The organism is Pontibacter sp. Tf4, assembly GCF_014212495.1.
Lineage (GTDB): Bacteria > Bacteroidota > Bacteroidia > Cytophagales > Hymenobacteraceae > Pontibacter.
Map to the genome: position 1 here is coordinate 254709 of NZ_JACKZC010000006.1, position 22382 is coordinate 277090.

At 49.9% G+C, this 22382-nt stretch carries 11 protein-coding genes; 6 read left to right on the plus strand and 5 right to left on the minus strand.

Annotated elements, in window-relative coordinates:
* Positions 1-45: 45 nt before the first annotated feature.
* From glgB to H7F15_RS11835, 3 genes are read right to left on the minus strand one after another with little or no spacing between them, the layout of a single operon-like run.
* Entirely contained in the window at positions 46-2277 is a 2232-nt protein-coding gene (gene glgB / locus H7F15_RS11825; RefSeq protein ID WP_185197182.1) for a 1,4-alpha-glucan branching protein GlgB, read from the minus strand.
* Positions 2270-5602: a maltose alpha-D-glucosyltransferase gene (treS, locus tag H7F15_RS11830; protein WP_185197183.1), complete on the minus strand. Its 3333-nt coding sequence runs from the start codon at positions 5600-5602 to the stop codon at positions 2270-2272. The genes glgB and treS overlap by 8 nt, the downstream gene beginning before the upstream one ends.
* Positions 5603-5619: 17 nt before the next feature.
* The gene (locus H7F15_RS11835) at positions 5620-7641 is read right to left on the minus strand and encodes an alpha-1,4-glucan--maltose-1-phosphate maltosyltransferase (protein ID WP_185197184.1); all 2022 of its coding nucleotides are present in this window, start codon (positions 7639-7641) and stop codon (positions 5620-5622) included.
* 200 nt (positions 7642-7841) lie between these two features.
* Between H7F15_RS11835 and treZ the strand changes: the two genes are divergently transcribed.
* From treZ to H7F15_RS11860, 5 genes are all read left to right on the plus strand, one after another.
* Positions 7842-9644, plus strand: a complete 1803-nt coding sequence (gene treZ, locus H7F15_RS11840; RefSeq protein ID WP_185197185.1) for a malto-oligosyltrehalose trehalohydrolase — start codon at positions 7842-7844, stop codon at positions 9642-9644.
* Between the two features lie 2 nt (positions 9645-9646).
* A complete protein-coding gene (locus H7F15_RS11845; protein ID WP_185197186.1) occupies positions 9647-12046 on the plus strand; it encodes a DUF3536 domain-containing protein in 2400 nt (799 codons plus the stop codon).
* Complete coding sequence (gene treY, locus H7F15_RS11850) at positions 12047-14740, plus strand: malto-oligosyltrehalose synthase (protein WP_185197187.1); 2694 nt, start codon at positions 12047-12049, stop codon at positions 14738-14740. It abuts the gene before it with no gap.
* The gene (gene malQ / locus H7F15_RS11855) at positions 14737-16260 is read left to right on the plus strand and encodes a 4-alpha-glucanotransferase (RefSeq protein ID WP_185197188.1); all 1524 of its coding nucleotides are present in this window, start codon (positions 14737-14739) and stop codon (positions 16258-16260) included. Before treY ends, malQ begins: the two co-directional genes overlap by 4 nt.
* A gap of 711 nt (positions 16261-16971) precedes the next feature.
* Complete coding sequence (locus H7F15_RS11860) at positions 16972-17610, plus strand: thioredoxin family protein (protein ID WP_255481205.1); 639 nt, start codon at positions 16972-16974, stop codon at positions 17608-17610.
* Here H7F15_RS11860 and H7F15_RS11865 read toward each other — a convergent pair.
* Positions 17588-18430 (minus strand): murein L,D-transpeptidase catalytic domain family protein, encoded by an 843-nt coding sequence (locus tag H7F15_RS11865; protein ID WP_255481206.1) that lies wholly within the window; start codon positions 18428-18430, stop codon positions 17588-17590. The two genes, H7F15_RS11860 and H7F15_RS11865, sit on opposite strands and share 23 nt — an antisense overlap.
* Before the next feature lie 200 nt (positions 18431-18630).
* Between H7F15_RS11865 and H7F15_RS11870 the strand changes: the two genes are divergently transcribed.
* A complete protein-coding gene (locus H7F15_RS11870; RefSeq protein WP_185197189.1) occupies positions 18631-19530 on the plus strand; it encodes a Ppx/GppA phosphatase family protein in 900 nt (299 codons plus the stop codon).
* 673 nt (positions 19531-20203) lie between these two features.
* Here H7F15_RS11870 and ppk1 read toward each other — a convergent pair.
* Entirely contained in the window at positions 20204-22306 is a 2103-nt protein-coding gene (gene ppk1 / locus H7F15_RS11875; protein WP_185197190.1) for a polyphosphate kinase 1, read from the minus strand.
* Positions 22307-22382: the final 76 nt, after the last annotated feature.

Sequence of the window (22382 nt, forward strand, 5' to 3'; positions counted from 1 at the left end):
AGTTAAAGAGTTATTAATTCCTCAACTCCCAAACTCTTTAGCTCTCTAACTCCTAAACTTAAAATATACCACTGCCAAAGGCGGTAACTTCAGGGTAAGCGAATAATCACGGCCATGCGATGGCTCTTCTGCAGCCTGCAGCGATTCTTGGTTTTGCACGTTACTGCCACCGTACTGCTCATCGTCGGAGTTGAAAAGCTGTACCCACTCGCCTTTGTGTGGCACGCCTAACCTATAGTTCTCATGTACTACAGGGGTAAAATTGCAAACTATAAGTACATCGTTTTGGGGGTCGTTGCCTTTCCGTAAAAAGCTGATCACGCTGTTGTGCGCATCCTGAAAGTCTACCCATTCAAAGCCGCTGCTGTCGAAATTGTGCTCATAAAGTGCAGGTTCCTGCTGGTATAGTTTGTTAAGTTGCTGCAACAGCCGCTGCACCCCGCTATGGTAATGGTACTGTAGCAGGTGCCATTCCAGGCTGCTGTCGTGGTTCCATTCTGTGCTTTGGGCCAGCTCGCCTCCCATAAACATGAGTTTGGTGCCCGGGTGTGCATACATGTAACTATAGAGCATGCGCAGGTTGGCAAATTGCTGCCATTCATCACCCGGCATTTTACGGATAAGCGAGCCTTTGCCATGCACCACTTCGTCGTGCGACAGCGGCAGCATAAAGCGCTCCGAAAAGGCATAAATGATGCTGAACGTGATCTCGCCCTGGTGGTGTTTGCGGTAGATCGGGTCTCTGGAGAAATAGGCCAGCGTATCGTGCATCCAGCCCATCATCCACTTCATGTCAAAGCCAAGTCCGCCATCGTTTACTTTACCCGTTACCGCCGGCCATGCCGTTGATTCTTCGGCTATAGTTTGCACATCCGGATACTTTTCATGCACTGCCTGGTTAAAGTCTTTTATCAGCGAGATGGCTTCCAGGTTTTCGCGGCCGCCATGCTCGTTTGGTATCCATTCACCATCCTTGCGGCTATAGTCTAAGTACAGCATCGAAGCCACGGCATCCACACGCAGTCCGTCCACGTGGTACTTATCCAACCAGAAAAGTGCATTGCTGATCAGGAATGAACGGACTTCGTTGCGGCCATAGTTGAAGATGTAGCTGTTCCAGTCCGGGTGGTAGCCTTTGCGCGGGTCGGCGTGCTCGTACAAATGTGTGCCATCAAAATAAGCCAGCCCATGCTCATCCGACGGAAAATGCGACGGTACCCAATCCAGGATAACACCAATGCCATGTTGGTGCAGCACATCAATCAGGTGCATGAGTTCCTGCGGCGAACCATACACGCTGGCGGCAGCAAAATACCCGGTGATCTGGTAACCCCAACTGCCCATAAACGGGTGGTACATCACGGGCATAAACTCCACGTGCGTAAAGCCCATTTCCTTTACATATTGCGGCAGCTCCTCAGCCAGTTCGTGGTACGTCAACGGTCGGTTGTTATCTTCCGGCCGGCGGCGCCACGAACCTAAATGCACTTCGTACACGCTCATAGGCTGCGCCTGACCGGCTATAGTTTTGCGGCGCTCCATCCACTCGTGGTCCTGCCATTCGTATTTCAGGTCGCTGATGCGTGATGCGGTTTGTGGTGGCTTTTCGCGTGCAAAAGCAAACGGGTCACTTTTCTCGACGTGGTATAAATGGTAGTTCGATTTGATGTGATACTTGTATAGTTCGCCACCGGTCAGATCCGGAATAAAACCTTCCCAAATGCCGGATCCATCTTCCCTAACCTTCAAACTATGGCTGTCGCGGTTCCAATGGTTAAAGTCACCAATGACCGTAACGCGTTCCGCATTGGGCGCCCAAACCGCAAAACAAGTACCTTTCTGCCCGGCATGTTCCATGCAATGCGCACCCATTTTATCATACAAGGTAAAGTGGCGGCCTTCCTTAAACAGGTAAATATCAAATTCTGTAAAGCGACTGACGTCGTGGTAAACAGCTCTTTTCTCCTGCTGAACTATAGTTTGCGGTTCTGCTATAGTTGCAGCGCCTGCTGCTGCCTTTTTAGTAGCCCTTACTTTTGGAGCTGGTGTAAGATCAGTTGTCTCAACAGGTACTGCTTTGGTACGGGTTCTCTTTGATTTTACGGCTGGCGGCGTAGTTTCAGTAGCAGGAACTATAGTTACTGGTGCACCCATTTCTGCAGCCAGATCTGCCTTTTTGGGCCGACCACGCTTTGCTGCGGGCTTATTACTACCTGCATCAGTTAATGGTTTATTTAAGTTTGTTTCCGGTGTCTGCTCTAATTTCTTCTTAGCCATTCTGATACTTTTTCATGATGTACTTAATGCCACGGATCGGGATCAGTACCCAGTCCGGACGGTTGTTCAGTTCATATCCCAGTTCGTATATCGCTTTCTCCAGCAGGAAGGTCTCCATCAGGATCTCGAAGTCTTCTTCCTTATCAGGCACAATGCCGGTACCCATTGTTTTGTCGAGGTAACAGTGCATAAAGAAATTACTGGCATAATGGTACCATTGCTCTGCCCACTCTTCCAGGTAACCATCTTCTTTTAAGGTAGAGTCCCGCTGAAACAGGGCATTGTAGGCGGCATAATGGAAAGAGCGGATCATGCCGGCCACATCACGCAGCGGCGAACGTTTTAACCTGCGCTCACTGAACGAGCGTGCTGGCTCGCCTTCAAAATCGATGATGATGAAATCCTTGCCTGTGAACAGCACCTGCCCCAGGTGGTAATCGCCGTGCGTACGAATCTTCAGGGTATCTATCTTGCGGGAGAAGATGCGTTTTAAGCGCTCCAGAATCTGGGTACGCATGTTCAGTACTTCTTCGGCTTCGGCACGCACATTATCCGGTAGTTTGTTCAGGCGCTGTCGCAGCAAATCGAAATTACTGCGCACCAGTGAGGTTAGCGACGAGTAAAGCGAACGTTGGTAGTGCAGCGAGAAATCTTCCGGCGCAAAATCTTTTGAATCGCGGATAGAGGCCAGTGCCAGGTGCATTTCTGCCGTTCTTAAACCCAGCAGTTCTATCCTGTTCACCGATGCTCCACCCAACTGCATCTGTACCGGCTCCGGCGTATCCGAAAAAGCAACCGGCCGCGACAAGGTTCCTATAGTTGGAGCAGTCTTTACACGCTCGCTCTGCGTTTCGATGCGCTCAAAGAAACGTTTCAGCGAGTCCTCCATATTCTCCCAGGCATCTCCCTGATTAGGCACCAGTTCCTGCAGCATGGCCAGTACCATCGGCGAACCTGTGTCAGATTGTTGTTCAATCATTCCCATAAAGCGCGGCACCTGTGCAAATCCTACTCTGTCGGTAAGCGCCTGCACTACTTCCACATCCGGGTTCATGGCCCGATCTATTTTGCGGTAGATCTTCAGGAAAAACTGCCCGTCGTACACTATAGAGGTGTTGCTTTGCTCGGCGCTCAGAATTTTGGATGACAGATTACCGTTGTTCTCGCGCAGCACATTGCTCACGCGCTGGTGACTATGGCCAACAAGCTCGCCCTGTCCTGCCCGTAGGCGGCGACGCCTGGCTATCAGATGCAGCAGCATTTGCCGGAATTCCTCACTATACAAGGCATCGTATAAAATACCTTCCTGCCCGTTCAGGGTAACCCGTGCAATCACACTCGCCGGATGATGACTTATCAGGTCCTGCTCCTGCTCGCGAGGCATAAAGGCAACCGGCAACTGGTATAGCTCCGGCAAGCCTTCGTTATAGTTCACCTCTATCAGCAACCACGAAACACCCTGATTATTCAGCTGCAGCGGCATGTTATCGATGATCTGCATGCGCTGTATGGTGCGGGCTTTGCCCCCAAACCAGCGCCTGTTCAGGATGTATGCAGGCAGCACTTTAGCTTCCAGCTGGCGAACCATATTTTGTGGCATGCGCTGGTGTAACGGTGCTATTTCCATTACAGCGCGCTGCATGTCCAGTACCTTTTGTGCCGATACTTCCTGTGGCTGTAACTCAAACCAGTAATAGCCGTGCCCGCCAATGGTAAACAGGTAGGCATCGTCTTTTATAGTAGGGAATTTATTCTTGCTGAATACTTCGCGTGGTGTATAGCCTTTAAACTCCTGCATGTCCAGTTCCACAGCCTCCGGAAAGCGCGACAGGTTGGCAATGACCAGGATGTTCTCGTCTTCATAAGAGCGGATAAAGGCTAGCACTTTGGAGTTAGACGGGTTCAGGAATTTGATGCTGCCTCGGCCAAAAGCCTTGTAACGCTTACGCATGTTTATGATGCGGCGCATCCACCAGAGCAACGAACTGCTGTTCTGCTCCTGCGTGTCAACGTTAACCGACTCATACTTATATTCCGGATCGATGATGACCGGCAAGTATAGTTTCTGTGGGTTGGCTTCAGAGAATCCGGCATTTCGGTCGTCGCTCCACTGCATTGGGGTGCGCACGCCGTCGCGGTCGCCCAGGTAAAAGTTATCGCCCATGCCAATCTCATCGCCATAGTATACCACCGGGGTACCTTTCATCGAGAAGAGCAGCACGTTCATCAATTCAATTTTATTGCGGTCGTTGCCCAGCAGCGGCGCCAGGCGGTGACGAATACCCAGGTTAATTTTGGCCAGCGGATCGCGGGTGTATACTTTGTACATGTAATCGCGCTCTTCGTCGGTTACCATTTCCAGGGTAAGTTCGTCGTGGTTGCGAAGGAACATGGCCCACTGGCAGGTTTCCGGTATCTCGGGCGTCTGATCAAATATGTCGATGATCGGGTAGCGGTCTTCCATCTTCACCGACATAAACAAACGCGGCATGATCGGGAAGTGGTAGTTCATGTGGCACTCGTCGCCATTACCGAAGTAAGATGCCGAATCTTCGGGCCACATGTTCGCTTCCGCTAACAGCAGTTTACCAGTGTATTTCTGGTCCACGTGGGCGCGCAGCTTTTTCAGGAAATTGTGTGTTTCCGGCAGGTTTTCGCCGTTGGTCCCTTCGCGCTCGAACAGGTAAGGCACAGCATCCAAACGGAATCCATCTACTCCTAAATCCAGCCAGTAATCCAGCATCTTAAACACTTCCTTTTGCACGGCAGGGTTGTCGTAGTTCAGGTCAGGTTGGTGATGGAAGAAACGGTGCCAGTAGTATTGCTTGGCTACCGGATCCCAGGTCCAGTTGCTTGGCTCGTAGTCTGTAAAAATTATGCGGACATCCTTGTACTTGGTCGGGTCGTCGCTCCACACGTAAAAGTCGCGGTGGTTTGAGCCCGGTTTGGCATGGCGCGCGCGCTGGAACCACGGATGCTGATCCGAAGTATGGTTGATAACAAGTTCTGTAATTACCTTCAGGCCACGGCGGTGCGCTTCTTTTACAAAAAGCTTAAAATCGCGCATGTCGCCATAGTTCGGGTTGATGCTATAGTAGTCGGCAATATCATAGCCATCGTCGCGCAGCGGAGACGGATAAAAAGGCAGCAGCCAGATCGCTGTAACCCCCAGGCTCTCCAGGTAGTCCAGCTTCTGCATCAGTCCTTTAAAATCGCCTATGCCATCGCCGTTGCCATCTTTAAAGGCTTTGATGTGCAGCTCATAAATAATGGCGTCCTTGTACCAGTGAATGTTGTCGTCTAACAGATCTTTGTCCGCTGCCATAGTGTAGTTTTATCGTTTTATTCGTGGGTGGTATGTTCAGTCGGGAGCCAGGTATCGTCTAAATTATTGTGGCCCATTCCGGTATTAGCTTCTTCTATACGGAAAACATGCACCGGCATCTCATGTGGCCGCAGTTCTACGTAATTCCATTCGTTTTGCCAGGTATACTTGTGCTCGGTCAGCAGGTCGTGCACCATGTATTGCTCGCCTTCCGGTAGCTGTAGTTCTCGTATCGGCACCTGCACCCAACCAGACTGTGTGTTGTATGGGTCCATGTTGGCGACAACTATAATCTTGTTCCGTTTGGCGCTATCCCATTTGGCAAAGCACAGAATCTGCGGATTATCGGTATCGGCAAACGTGATGTTCCAGGTGGTTTGCAGGGCCGGGTTCACCTTGCGTATTTTATTAATGAGTGTGATGACTTCCGAGACCTTGGTCTTCTTGCCCCAGTCCCAGTGCTTCACTTCATACTTTTCAGAGTCGATGTATTCTTCCTTGCCCGGATACGGCGTGCCCATCGAGAATTCGTATACCGGACCATACAAGCCATAGTTTGATGATAGTGTAGCCGCCAATACAACGCGCATGATGTGGGCCGGTTCGCCGCCATGCTGCAGCACTTCCGGCAAAATATCAGGCGTGTTCGGCCAGAAATTCGGGCGGTAATATTCGCGCATGTCGGTTTTGGTAAGCTCGGTCAGATACTCACGAATTTCCTGCGGATTGTTGCGCCACGTAAAGTATGTATAGGACTGCGTGAAACCGATCTTACCCAAGCGCTCCATTACGCGCGGACGAGTAAAGGCTTCGGCCAGGAAAATAACCTGCGGATGCTTTACCCGCACTTCCCGGATCATCCACTCCCAGAAACCAAAGGTCTTGGTATGCGGATTATCTACCCGGAAGATATAAACGCCTTGGTCTATCCAGTGCAGCACAATGCTTTTCAACTCCTGCCACAGGTTCTGCCAGTCTTCGGTCTCAAAGTTTACCGGCAGCACATCCTGGTATTTTTTGGGTGGGTTCTCAGCATATTGCACGGTGCCATCGGGTCGCCATTTAAACCATTGCGGATGTTCTTTCACATACGGGTGGTCTGGCGAACACTGAATGGCAAAATCCAGCGCTACTTCGATGCCATGGTTGCGTGCTTCGTGCACAAAGTGCCGGAAATCATCTAATGTACCTAACTCGGGAAGTATGGATTTATGGCCACCTTCTTCCGCACCGATAGCCCACGGCGAGCCCGGTTCGCCCGGCTCCGATGTAGTGGAGTTATTTTTCCCTTTTCTGAAGGCACGGCCTATCGGGTGGATTGGTGGCAGGTAAATCGTATCGAAGCCCATTTCGGCAATGCGTGGCAGCAGGCGTACACAATCCTGAAACGTACCATGTCGGTTAGCTTCCTGGGCTGCAGACCGTGGAAAGAACTCGTACCAGGTGCTGAACAGGGCTTTCTGGCGCTCCACATCTACCCGCAGAATTTTAGAGTAGGTGGTCACGTTCTTCCGCTCGCAGCAGGCATTCATCTGGTCGGTTACATCGTGGCTGGTTGCCAGCTCCACTCCATCTGCCGCCGAAATATTGCCACGCAGCTGTTGGGCCCATTTGTGCAAACGTTTTTGCTGACCGGCTTTGGCGGTTGCAGCGGCTTCTTCCATCAGTTGCGCGCCTATCTGCAGCTCTACGCTTATGTCCTGGTTGGCTTCAAATTTCTTGCGCAGGCCTTTTTGCCAGGTATAAAAATGGTCTATCCAACCTTGTAAAGTATACTCGAACATGCCCATTGCATCGGGCACAAAAGTGGCCTGCCAGTGGTCGTTACCCAGGAACTTCATGGGCACCTCATTCCATTTTTTGCTTCGGTTGTGGCGGTATAGCAGTACTGCTTTTACTTCGTCGTGCCCGTCGCCAAAAATATCCGCCGTTACAGTCAGCTCTTCGCCTACCACCCGCTTTACCGGGTACTGGCCGCAATTAAGTTCAGGTTTTACGTTCTCTATAATGACTCTGTGGGTCCCGTCAAGTCCTTCCATGTATCGTGTATGCTTTGGTCTGTAGTTACTTGCCACCTGCACATCGGGTTACAGGTAAGTTTATAACATACGGCTAAGTTTCAGTAACGATATGCAGGAAGCGGAAGCACTTCGGTAAACTATAGTTTGCTTTCACCAAAAAGCTATAACCTTAACGCCTCAGGCACAGTTAATCCTGCTTAGTATACTTAAGTTGATGTATGGGAATAACTAGAGAGATAGGCGCACAATATGTACCCGAAACGGGCACGACATTTACGGTTTGGGCACCTGAAGCAGAGCAGGTAGATGTGGTAATACACGGAGAGAAGAAGCAAACTATAGCTATGCAACGGGAAGCTTTCGGCTATTGGGTAGGCTTGGTTGAAGATGCCAAACCCGGCACACGCTATAGTTTTAAACTCAACAATGACAAAGAGTTACCCGACCCCGCTTCCATGTCGCAGCCAGCTGGGGTGCACGAAGCTTCAGAAGTAGTAAACCCAAACTATAGCTGGACCGACCACAACTGGAAAAACTTACCCCTGGAAGAATACATTGTGTACGAGCTGCACGTGGGCACTTTTTCAGAAGAAGGCACTTTTGAAGGCATCATCAACAAACTTCCAGAACTACAGGATTTAGGCATAACAGCAATCGAGATCATGCCGATTGCGCAATTTCCGGGCAGCCGGAACTGGGGCTACGATGGCGTCTACCCTTTTGCCGCGCAGAATAGCTATGGCGGAGTTGAAGGTCTTAAAAAATTAGTGGATGCCTGCCACCAGGCTGGTATTGCGGTAGTACTGGATGTAGTCTATAACCATTTGGGACCGGAAGGAAATTACCTGAATGAATTTGGACCATACTTTACCGAAAAATATAGCACCCCTTGGGGTGCTGCCCTGAATTTTGATGATGCCCACTCCGACCATGTTCGTAATTTCTTTTTCCAGAATGCGCTCATGTGGCTGCGCGATTTCCATATAGATGCCTTGCGTTTAGATGCCGTGCATGCGATACTGGATACAGGTGCCAAACATTTTCTGCAGGAACTACAAGAGCACGTAAACCACCTGGCAGAGCAGCAAAACAAACCTTTCTATTTAATTGCAGAAAGCGACCTGAACGATGTGCGCCTGATCAACCCAATAGAACAAGGTGGCTACGGACTGGCAGCGCAATGGATGGACGATTACCACCATGCCATCCACACCATGGTCACCGGCGAAACGGAAGGCTACTATGCAGATTTCGGGAAGCCGGAGCACCTGGTGAAAACCCTGAAGCACTCCTTTATCTACAACGGCATGTACTCCGAAAACCGGAAACGCACCGTCGGCAGCGATGCGACTGCCAACCCGGCGAAACAGTTTGTGGTCTGCTCTCAAAACCACGACCAGGTGGGCAACCGCATGCTGGGCGAGCGCCTGACGCAGCTGGTATCCTTTGAAATGCTGAAACCGATTGCAGCCCTGGTGATACTTTCTCCTTACACACCCATGCTGTTTATGGGTGAAGAATACGGGGAAGAAAACCCGTTCCTGTTCTTTGTAAGCCATACCGATAAGGACTTGGTGGAAGCCGTACGAAAAGGGCGTAAAGAAGAGTTTAAAGCCTTTGCCTGGCAAGGCGAAGCTCCCGATCCGCAATCCGAAGAAACCTTCAACAACTCTAAACTACAGCACAACTATAAAAACAGCAAAAAGCATAACCAGTTGCGTGAGTTTTATAAAGCGCTCATCCAGCTCCGCAAATCTATAGTTACAAAACTTAGCAAAGAGCACCTGGAAGCAGCCTTGAACGAGCAGGAAACAGTACTGGACTTTACCCATACTTTTGCCGGGATCCGCTGCATCATCAATTTTAGTAAAGAGCCACAAACTATAGCTGCAGACCTAAAAGACTGGAAACTTATCCTTGACTCTGCTGAAGAAAAATGGGGCGGTCCGGGCAGTAACTATAGTTTTGAAAATACCATTCTGCAACCTGAGTCCGTAGTAGTACTTCAGGCAAGCAGATAGATATGGAGCGATACATTTGTATACACGGGCACTTTTACCAGCCACCGCGCGAAAACCCCTGGCTCAACGAAGTAGAGTTGCAGGAATCGGCGCGGCCGTACCACGACTGGAACGAGCGCATTACCGACGAATGCTACGCCCGCAACTCTGCCTCCCGCATCCTGGACAACGACGGAACTATAGTTGACATCCTGAACAACTATGCCTGGATGAGCTTCAACTTCGGGCCTACGCTGCTGGAATGGATGGAGAAAAAAGCTCCCGAGACCTATCAGGCTATACTGGCTGCGGATAAGGAAAGTCAGGACCGGTTTTCAGGGCACGGCTCGGCGCTGGCGCAGGTATACAACCACATGATCATGCCGCTGGCCAACGAGCGCGATAAGCATACGCAGGTAATATGGGGCATCTATGATTTTAAAAAGCGCTTCGGCCGCGACCCGGAAGGAATGTGGCTAGGTGAGACCGCTGCCGATACTTCTACCCTGGAAGTGCTGGCCGAGCATGGCATCAGGATTACGATACTATCGCCGTACCAGGCCAAAAGCTACTGCAGAATTGGGGAACATAATTGGCACGATGCTACCAATGCGCAGATAAACCCGAACCGGCCGTACCTCGTCAACCTGCCATCAGGTAAAACTATAGTTGTGTTCTTTTATCATGCTCCTGTTTCGCAGGGTGTGGCGTTTGAAGGGCTGTTGCACAACGGCGAGAAGTTTAAAAACCGCTTGCTGGGAGCCTTAGACTATAACGCCACCGAACCGCAGCTCCTGCACATTGCCACCGACGGCGAAACCTATGGCCACCACCACCGCTTCGGCGAAATGGCGCTGTCGTATACCCTGCATCATCTGTATCAGGAGCAGCAGGCAAAACTTACGATTTACGGGGAGTACCTGGAGAAATTTCCGCCGCAATACGAAGCACAGATCATTGAAAAAACATCCTGGAGTTGCTTTCATGGGGTAGAGCGCTGGCAAAGCGACTGTGGCTGCAACACGGGTGGTCACCCAACCTGGAACCAGAAATGGCGCAAACCTTTACGCCAAGCTTTCGATTGGCTGCGCGACGAACTGGAACCGCTTTATAGTTCTCAGATGCAACAACTCGGTGCAGATCCGTGGCAGAGCCGCAACGATTATATCCAGGTTATCTCCGACCGGTCAGAAGCCAATGTACAGGCATTTATCCGTGCTCATACTTCGCGGGAGCTAACTATAGACGAGCAGCGCACTTTTCTGCAGTTGCTTGAAATGCAGTACCACGCCATGCTGATGTATACCAGTTGCGGTTGGTTTTTTGATGAAGTGACCGGCATCGAAACCATGCAGGATATTTTGTATGCTGCCCGCGCCCTGCAACTGGCCGAGAGCATTAGCGGGCAAGACTATGAAACTACTTTTCTGCAGATTTTGGAGCAGGCTGAAAGCAACGAAGACGACTATAAAAATGCCGCAGAAGCTTACCGGGCCATTGCCAAAACCACTATGCTCGACCTCTTGCGCGTGGGTGCCCATTATGCGGTTTCGTCCCTGTTTTCAGACTATGCCAACGAAAGCAAACTATACTGCTATAGTGTAACCTCAGAGCAGCACGAAGCGGTAGAAGCCGGCCGGCAAAAGCTGGCGGTTGGCAGGGCCCGCATCCGTTCCAATATCACCTGGGACGAAGCAACTATAACCTATGGCGTGCTCCACATCGGCGATCATCAGTTACTGGGCGGCGTGCGCGATTTTCGGGGCGATTATGCTTTTCAGGAGATGTACAGCGAGATGGAAGATGCCTTCAGTAAGGGGATGATCAGTGAAGTGATCATGCTGCTGGACAAGCATTTTGAGTCGCACAACTACTCGTTCTGGCACCTGTTCCGCGACGACCAGAACCGGATACTGAACAAAGTATTGGGCTACACCATGCATGCCATTGAGGGCGATTTTGAGCAGGTATACTATAACAACTACCCGCTGATGGCCGCCATGCACACGCTGAACGTAACGCTGCCTCGCCCCTTAAAGGTGATAGTGGAGTACATGCTGAACAAAAAGATGCTGGACGAGGTGAACGCCGAAAAACCGGATCTGGAAGAAATGAAGCGCTTAAACGAACAGGCCAAACGCATGCAGATTACTTTCGACCGGGAACAACTCACTTTTGCCATTTCGCAGCGAATGGAGCGCTTTATGCACCAACTGGAGCAGCAACCCGACAACCTGCAGCTCATAAAGCAGCTAAATGAGCTGCTTCCTGCCCTGCATAACACCACACTGCAACCCGACTTCTGGCAGGCACAGAACATCGCCTTCCGGATAAAGCAGCAACACTATGCCAACCACCCTGCAGACTCCGAGTGGAGCCAACAGTTTACCAAGCTATACGACAACTTAAACCTGAAACTATAAATGACCTATATACCACTGGCCACTTACCGCCTGCAACTTTCTCCAAGCCTTAAATTAAAGGAAGTAAAGGCACTTATTCCGTACCTGCACGACTTGGGCATCAGCACCATTTACGCAGCCCCGTTTTTTACCGCCGCGCCCGGCAGCGAGCACGGCTATGATGTAGTAAATCCCCACCAGATAAACCCGGAAATAGGAACGCTGGAAGAACTGGAAGAGATTGCTGAAGAACTGCGAAAACGCAACATGGGCTGGCTGCAAGACATCGTGCCGAACCACATGGCCTACCACCCCACCAACGTGTGGTTGATGGATGTGCTGGAGAAAGGCCAGAAATCGAACTTCTATACTTTCTTCGACATCAACTTTACCCACCCCGAGTTTGAAGGAAAGTTAATGGTGCCGTTCCTGGGCGAGCCGCTGGAAAAAGTACTGGAGCAAGGTCAACTAAAACTTACCTATGATGAAACCGGCTTTCACATTGCTTATTTCGATAATGTGTACCCAGCAAGTATCAACTCCTACCCTTACCTGCTGCAGAAACTGGCTGATGAATCGGGTGATCAAACTATAGCAGAAAACCTGCAGCACTTAGAGCAAACTATAGCATCTGATAAAATTGACATTGCCCGCTGGCAACAGGCAAAACAGGCCCTGCACTCCACTATAAACGATAGCGCTGCTTTAGAGAAATTGCTGGAAACTATAAACGGCGATCAGAAGCAGTTGGAAGAGCTGCTGGAGTTGCAATTCTTTAAACTTTGCTTCTGGCAGGAGTCGCAGCAAAAGATGAATTACCGCCGCTTTTTTACGGTGAATGATCTGATCTGCCTGAGCATCGAAAAGCCGGAAGTTTTTGAAAAATACCATCAGTTCATCAAGCAGCTTTGTAATCAGGGCCTGGTGCAAGGGCTGCGCGTAGACCACGTAGATGGCCTTTTTGATCCGGATAAATACCTGGTACAACTTCGCGAAATGGCCGGAGATGACAAGTACATTGTGGTAGAGAAAATTCTGGAAGGTGAAGAAGTGATCCCCGACTACTGGCCAATACAAGGCAATTCTGGTTACGACTTTTTAGCGTGGGCAAGTAATGTAATGACCGACCCCGCAGGTAAAGAAAAGCTGACTGAAATATACCAACATATAGTACCTACCGCTACTACCGACTACGAAAAACTGGTGTTCGACAAGAAGCTGTACATACTGGAGAAGCGCATGCAGGGCGAACTACAGAACCTGCTGCGCCTGCTGCAACACCTGCAGATCGTGCCGGAAGAAGCGGAAGAGACATGGTACCATGCGCTGGCGGTTTGGCTGGCATCCTTCCCGGTTTACCGCGTGTACGGCAACAGCTTTCCGCTGCCCGATGTAGCCCATGAAGAGATTGAAAAAGCGTATGCGACTGCACTGGAAAAAGCACCCGAACGACAGGAACAGCTCGAAGCCATCCGTAAGATTTACCAACCGGATTTAAGTGAACCGGAAGATGTGCTGCGTGACAAATTATACTTTGTGATGCGGAGCCAGCAGTTCACGGGCCCGTTGGCTGCGAAAGGGGTAGAAGATACCACCTTTTACAACTATAACCGCCTGCTCTCGCTCAACGAAGTGGGCAACAGTCCGGAGATATTTAACCTGCCGCCAGAGCGTTTCCACGAGCATATGCAGGGCCGGCAGCAGCACTTCCCGCACTCCATAAACGGTACTGCCACCCACGACACCAAACGCGGCGAAGATGCCCGCATGCGTATCAACGTCATCAGCGAACTGCCTGAAGAATGGAAAGAGAATGTGCAGCAGTGGATAGATTTTGCGGTGGATGTAGCGCCGGGCATGGTGCCGCGCCGCAACGACCTGTACTTTATTTTCCAGGCACTGCTGGGTGTAATGCCAATGGATGAGAATGTTGACGATACGCTGATTGAACGCGTGCAGGAGTACATTACCAAAGCCCTGCGCGAAACCAAAGCCCGCACCAACTGGACCAACCCGAACGAAGAGTACGAAGAAGCCACCAAAGAACTGGCCAGCAAACTGCTCAAAAGCAAGCGCTTTCTGGATATGTTTCTGCCGGTCTTCCGCAAGTTATCGCACTATGGCTGGCTCTATAGCTTAAACCAGTTGCTGCTAAAACTTACCTGCCCCGGAGTACCAGATATTTACCAAGGCTGCGAGTTCTGGGACCTAAGCTTGGTAGACCCTGATAACCGCCGGAAAGTAGACTATAGTTTGCGGCAGGACGCACTCAACAAACTACAGGCTGCTGCTACAGGCAACCAGGCAAAACTACACCAGCAACTACTGCAGCAACCCGAAAATGGCAAGGTAAAATTATACCTGCTGTTCAGAACGTTGGCTGTGCGCAACAACTTCCGCGAGGTATTTGAGCAAGGTGATTACGTACCATTAGAAGCAACCGGAAAGTATAAAAACCACGTGTTGGCTTTTGCCCGGAAGTATAAAAACCAATGGGCTATAGTTGCTGTGCCGTTGCTACTCACAAAACTGACAGATGAAAAAGGCCTGCCGTTGGGTGAGCAGATTTGGGGCGATACAGCACTTGTATTACCCGATGGCGCACCACAACAGTGGCAGGACGAACTGGGCAACCGACAGGTCACCGGCAACCTAAGATTAGCTGATCTCACAGAAACTTTCCCAGTAGTACTTTTAACCGGAACAAACTTATGATCATACCACTTCGCAGCTGCGGCATTTTACTGCACATCACTTCGCTTCCATCTAAGTACGGTATCGGTGATCTGGGGCCGGAAGCCTATAAATTTGCCGACCAATTGGAAGCTGCCGGACAGCGCTACTGGCAGATTCTTCCGCTTAACCCAACTGAGACAGGCATGGGCAACTCGCCTTACAGCAGCCACTCTGCTTTTGCCGGTAACCCATTGCTACTGAGCCCCGAACTATTGGTGGATGATGGCCTGCTGGAGAAAAAAGATTTGAAGCACGACTATAGTTTCCCGGATGATAAGGTAGATTATGAAGCGGCTACTTTGTTCAAAAAAGAGATCTGGCTGAAGGCTTATCTGAATTATGAATCCCAAAAACCAAAGGCCCTAAAGAAGGAATTCGATGCTTTTCTAGAAGAGCACAAAGACTGGATTATCGACTATAGTTACTTTGTTGTTTTCAAGGAACACTACGGGCTTAAGAGCTGGGTGGAATGGGACAAGGATATCCGGACAAGAAAGGAAAGTGCTATGCTGAAGCTTGCCGAAGAACAAGCTTTGAAGATAGAACAGCAACAGTTTCTGCAGTTCCTGTTTTACCGCCAGTGGAACAACCTGAAAGCTTACTGCGAACAGAAAGATATTCATTTTATAGGCGACATGCCTTTTTATGTGAGTCACGACAGCGCCGATGTGTGGGCCAACCCGCAGTACTTTAAGCTTGATAAAGACGAACGACCAAGCGCCGTGTCAGGCGTGCCACCAGATTTTTTCAGTGAGACCGGGCAACTTTGGGGTACACCGGTTTACAACTGGAGAGCGCTGGCCAAGCATAACTACGACTGGTGGCTCCGGCGCATCGACCACAACCTGCAACTGTTCAGCCTGCTGCGCCTGGACCACTTTCGGGCTTTCTCTGCCTACTGGGAAGTACCGGCTGGGGAAGAAACCGCCATCAATGGGAAGTGGGTAAAATCCCCGGGGCATGAGCTACTTTCACTCATCAAACAGCACCACCCCGAAATGCCGATCATCGCCGAAGACTTGGGTGAGATTGACCAGCCGGTGCGCGACCTGATCCATGCGTTCGACCTGCCAGGAATGCTGGTTTTGTTGTTTGCTTTCGAAAGTAACGAGCATGCTTTTGAGAGTTCCTTTCTGCCGCACAACCACACGCAGAACAGTGTGGTCTACACCGGCACCCACGACAACGCCACGGTAAAAGCCTGGTTTAAAGATGCCAAAGCCGCCGACCGCAAGATGTTCAGCAACTATGTACACCAGGAAGTTACTCAGGAGAATGCCAATGAAGTGATGTTGCAGTTAGCCTATAGTTCGGTATCTCAGCTGGCAGTAGTTCCGGTACAGGATGTGCTGGGATTGGGTCATGAAGGTATTATGAACAAACCCTCTACTTCCAATGGTAACTGGCAATGGCGGCTGCAGAAAAATCAGTTTGCAGCAAAGTATGTGAAATGGTTGAGGCAACAGACCGATACGTATGGCAGGGTTGTGAACCAGTGATTAAAGGGATTTATCTGATTTATCAGGATTGGGGCTTTTGCTATAGTTGCCAGCTATAGTTTTATAGTTGCTGCTTTAACACCCCTGTAGTCCCCTCAAGGGGACACTCCTGCTACTGCTATAGTTTGAACTATAGTTCTATTGTTACAGACTGAGAGCAGGCAGGCGCAGCCTGACACAAGTAACTACAACCACGAAAAAATCCGATCTGCATTAACTAAAAGCAAATACAGAAACTATAGCTAAGGAAGCTGCTATCGAACTGATCTCAGTCTTTGGGTTGAGCGCCTTGTAGATTTCCGGTGCTGAAAGCATTGCGAGGCACGAGCAAAGGAAATGTACACCGCGCGATGCCCGAAGACGGGGCCTCCCGGCCCGGGAGGGAGCCAAGCAAACTATAAAGCTGTAGGCTCTTAGAGCTCCCAGGATTGGGTTAACTATAGAACAACGGCTTGGTTCCAGTTGCAATTGGCTTCAACTATAGCATCAGGCGCTAGCAGGAGCTGCGCACGCTGCTAGGTCTTTACAAACTATAAGCCGAGATAGATTTCTCACTGCGTTCGAAATGACAAACGTGAAGAAATATAGATCTATGATATCCTAACTATAGCCAACGACAACAACAGACACAATCAACTTTCAAAGCCATCACCAGAAAACGCTATCAACTATACCTCAAAACGACAACAATCCCCAGCTACATAATTTGTTATGTCAGATAATAAAGCTATTTTAGAAGGGCCTGCGAGTAACATCCATGGCGCATCCTTCACCTCTAACCCTGAAACTATGGCTTACGCGACAACCGACATTGCTTTGGGTACCAAGGCTCCTGACTTTGCACTGCTGGATACGATTACCGGAAAACTATTCTCGCTGCGGGATGTGGCTGGCACTAAAGCTACCGTGGTCATGTTTAGCTGCAACCAGTGCCCCTATGTGCTGCACGTGCTGGATAAGGTGACAGTAGTAGCAAAAGCCTATCAGCAGAAAGGCGTAGGCTTTGTAGCCATCAGTTCCAACGATGCCGCTACACACCCGCAGGACGGACCGGAACACATGAAAGCACTGGCCCAACAGTATGGCTTTACCTTCCCTTACCTCTACGACCAGACCCAACAGGTGGCCCGCACCTACCAGGCATTATGCACGCCAGAGTTTTTTGTTTTCGATGCAAACCTTAACCTTGCCTACCATGGGCAGTTCGATAGCTCCAGACCAAAATCCGATATCCCTGTTACCGGCGAAGACCTGACAATGGTACTCGATGCGTTGCTGCAAGGAAAACAACCATCCGGAGAACAACAGCCTGCCGTTGGGTGCAGCATTAAATGGAAGTATCCGTACTAACCGGCACCTTTTCGGAACTCTCCTGAATAAGTTCGGCCATAGCTGTGGCGTGGTCCAGGTAGTCTGAGGTATACGAGGCGTCGGCAGCATGAATGTACATGGCCGTTTTGTCTTTCACGGTATTGATGATATCCTTATGCTCCTGCATGGGCAGTGCCGGACAACCCAGGCTGCGGCCAAGCCTGCCGGTTTGCGCTATAATGTCCGGGCTGGCATACTCGGCGCCATGTATCACAATGCAGCGGTCCAGGGCATTAGTATTAAAACCTTCGTCCACCCCGTCCAGCCTGAGCGACAGGCCGTGCTTGCCGTGGTAAATACCCTGGGTCACATAAAACCCGATACTGCTCATATAGGATTTATCCTCGTTCGAAAAATTCTCGGCAAACTCTACCCCCGAGTTTCGGCCATGCGCTACATACGTGTGGTGCAGCAGTTTTTTGTTCTCCACATCCACTACCCACAAGCGTTTTTTAGATGATGACTTAGTGAAATCCACCATCGTAAGCACCGGTTTCTCCGACAGCAGGCCATCGTGTTTCATGTTAAAGTAGCCCGTCAGCGCTTTTCTAAAGATCTCATATTTCAGTCCCTTCTGGGCCAGTTTCATCTCGTTATACAGGTTAAAAGCTACCTGGTCGAACTGCATTATTTTGTACCCCGACACATTGGTTTTGGAAGAGGTTTTGGTATTGGCTTTGGCCGTGCCCGGGCTCAGCGAGGAGGCGACCGGCGTAAGTATGAACGGGGCAAACAAAGGCAGTAACCTTCTGGCAACTTTTCGTTTACGCATCTGTAATTTCAGCCTTTTCTTCATCATTCTGTCTCCTTAAGCTTTACTGCATCTATTAGTGTACGCCTGCCTGTTGGCTATAGTTTGTTGATGCCCTGCTTCCGTTCTACCTGTCTGCGCCGTATCCGGGAGCCTATCTGCTATCTTTTTGTGTTTTATGAAATGCTGTTTTCTGCCTATCTTTGACTGTTGCGCACCGCATGTTTTACTTTAAAAGACCTACATAGTTGAAGTTAGCAGCCATCGATATAGGATCCAACGCCGTCAGATGTCAGATTTCCAGTGCCCTTAAGCACGAAGAGCAGGTTATATTCAAACGCATCGAGTATATCCGCTATGCGATCCGTTTCGGTGAGGATGTCTTTAACTCGGGCTACATCAGCGACCTGAAGATCCAGAAATTTGTAAAGCTGCTGCATGCCTTTCAGTTGCTGCTGGATGTGCACGATGTCGATCATTTTATGGTGTGCGCCACATCGGCGATGCGTAACTCCCAGAATGCCCCGCAGATATTACAATTAGTGCAGGATACGCTGGGCATGGGCATTCAGGTGATAGATGGCGCTGCCGAAGCTGACCTGATCAACAAAGTAATTGTTAACTTCCTGGACGAGCGCAATTACCTGCACATTGATGTGGGCGGCGGCAGCACCGAGTTCAATATTTATGTGAACCGCGAAAAGGTAGCCTCACGCTCGTTTGAGCAGGGTTCAATACGCCACATGCACGGCCGCGACTCCGAGGAGCTCTGGAACAACATGCGCCTCTGGATCGAAGAAAACTCCCGTAAGTACCATCTTTCGCGGGCCATCGGCACCGGCGGCAACATCAACAAGATCCACGACTTAGCGGGTAAAGCGCCGGGCAAGCCGATCTTCCGGAAGCAGATTGAAGAAGTAGTAGCCCTGGTTTCGAGCATGACGATGGAGGAACGCCTGACCAAACTGCTCCTGAACCCCGACCGCGCCGACGTAATTCTGCCAGCTGCTGAAATTTACCTCTCTGCCATGAAATGGGCCAAACTGGAAACGATGATGGTACCGAACGTTGGTCTGAAGGACGGGATGATTCACGCCCTTTACGAGCAGTTCCATCCAGAGAGGTTTGTGATCAGTGGGATTAGTTAAGAGCTAACTATAGTTTCTCTTTTGTCATCCCAAGCATTAGTCAAGGGATCTTATTTGTCCTATAGTTTCTACTATTGTCATTTCGAACAGAGTGAGAAATCTATCTCAAACTATAGTTTGTAGTTCTATAGTTGGTTTTGCCTACTGCTGGAAACAAGCCATCATTCTATAGTTTCCTCCAACCCTGGGAGCTCTAAGAGCCTATAGTGCTATAGTTTACTTGGCTCCCTCCCGGGCCGGGAGGCCCCGTCTTCGGGCATCGCGCGGTGTACATTTCCTTTGCTCCTACGTCGCAATGCCCTGCAGGCACCGGAAATCTACAAGGCGCTCAACCCAAAGACTGAGTTCAGTTTGATAGATTATGCCTTAGCTGTAGTTTATTTATTTGCTTTTGGTGGGAGCAGATCTGCTTTTCTCGTGGTTATAGTTTCAAAGGGACAGGTAAACCTGCCCTGTTCGTGATCTGTAACTATAGAACTATAGCTGAACTATAGCAAAGACGGAGACTGTCCCCTTGAGGGGACTACAGGGGTGTTAAAGTAGCAACTATAAAACTATAGTCTTAATTATAGCAAAAAGCACGGATCCTGAAAATCCTTTCATCCTGAAAATCCTTGGGGTAGGGGCCCTATTTAGAGATTTAGACAAAAACTCCGGAGATTACCCCAGGAGTTTACACCAGTTCTATATCCGTGTTTTCGTAAATGTGGCGGTTGTAGAAGATCTTGTGCACATCGATTACTTCTTCGCCGGCAGCAGGACGTTTTTTCACGTAGGTGCCATCTTCGCGCATGATGTAGGAGTTCTGGTTATCCAGCAGGTTATAGTGCAGGATCGTCATGGCTTCGCGGCGCAACTCGTCGTTCAGGAGCAGGAACAGGGCTTCAATTCTTCTGTCGAAACTGCGCACCATAATGTCGGCGCTGCCACTGTATACTTTCGGGTCGCCGGAGTTGTGGAAGTAATAAATACGGCTGTGCTCCAGGTACTCACCAACTATAGACTTCACGAAAATATTCTCGCTCAGGTCCTCGCGGCCTGGACGCAGGCAGCAGATACCACGCACAATAAGTTTGATAGGCACACCGGCTTTCGAGGCTTTGTAAAACTCGTCCATCACCTCTTTGTCCTCCAGGGAGTTGATCTTGATCACGATGCCGCTTTTATACCCTTTTTTGGCATTTTTAGCTTCGTTACGTATCAGTTCGATCAGTTGGCTGCGCAGGCCTTTCGGCGAGGTCATCAGCGATTTATATTCGTTCGGGCGCGAGTGGCCGGTAATTACATTAAAGAACTCTGATACGTCGTGGGCATATACTTCATCCGTAGTCAGCAGGCTTACGTCAGAATACAGGCGGGCGGTTTGCTCGTTATAGTTACCGCTGCCAATGTGTACGTAACGTGTTACCTTCTCCCCTTCCTTCCGGATGATCATCAGCATTTTAGTATGCGTTTTATACTTGCTGATACCATAAATCACAAAGCAGCCTGCCTTCTCCAGGCGGTCGCCTTCTTTCAGGTTACGCTCTTCATCAAAACGGGCCTTTACCTCAAACAACACCGATACGTGCTTCCCGTTCTCTGCAGCTTTGTGCAGGGCAGCTGTTACGCGGCTCTGGTCGGCGAGGCGGTAAATGGTTTGCTTAATTCCCAGCACATACGGGTCTTCGGCGGCGCGCTCCAGTAACTGTACCACCGGCTCCATGCTGTTGTAGGGGTGGTGCAGCAGCACATCGTGCTCTTTCAGGTACTGGAAAAGGTCTACCCCATCGCCGGGCAGGCTGCGCGGCATAACCGACGATGGCTGCTTAAAGCAACGGTCTTTGAACTGGCGGTGGTTGATGATCTGCCACAAGCCACGCAAATCCATTAAACTATTGATCGTAAAAACGTTGGCATTGTCTATTGTCCAGCGCTCTTTCAGGATCTTCATCATAAACGCCGACGGGTTGCGCTCCACTTCGAGGCGCACCACACGACCCTTCTTGCGCGTTTTCAATTTCGACTTGATCTCCTGTACAAAATCCGCATCAATATCATCCGACTCTTCCAGGGTAAAGTCGCCGTTACGGGTAATACGGAACAGGTTTATGGATACGATCTCGACGTTACGGAACAGCTTTTTGATCTTCCAGCGCACGATCTCTTCGATGGGCACAAATACAATTTTGTCCTTTCGGTTGATCTCGTAAAAACGGGCCAGGTTCTGAGGTATCTGCACAAATGTCAGGCGGTCCTGCGACTTGCCTTCGTCTTCGGTACGGGTTACCACGCCAAACGTAAGCAGCTGGTTCATCAGCAGCGGGAAGCCGTGGTAATTGTCGAACACCATGGGCGTGAGCAGCGGGAAAATGGTATTCTTAAAGTAAGAGTCTACTTTTTTCTGCTCAATTTCGGTCAGCTCGCCAACCATCAGCACATCAAAACCACTCTTCTCAAAAAGCGGCTTCAGCTCGTTGTTGTAAGTAAGGTACTGGTCGTTTACAAAGCGGTGCGAGTAGTCTAACAGCTTTTTGCGGAATGGCAGCTCGCGCAACCCCGAATAGTCCAGGCGCTCTTTGCCGTAGTCGATGTAATTGTACAAACTGCCTACCCGGATCATGAAAAACTCATCCAGGTTAGAAGACGTGATGGCTAAAAACTTCAGCCTGTCGAAAATAGAGCGGTTGGTATCGCGGGCCTGATCGAGTACGCGGTAATTAAAGCGCAGCCAGCTCAGGTCGCGGCTAATGTATTTACTTTTCTTTATCTGGTCAGAAACCTTATTTACAAGCATGCTTTCAGGGCGATTAAAAAGGGCCTTTTAACTATAAACGGCCGTACAAACGGGAATGTATGATCCTTAATGCTAA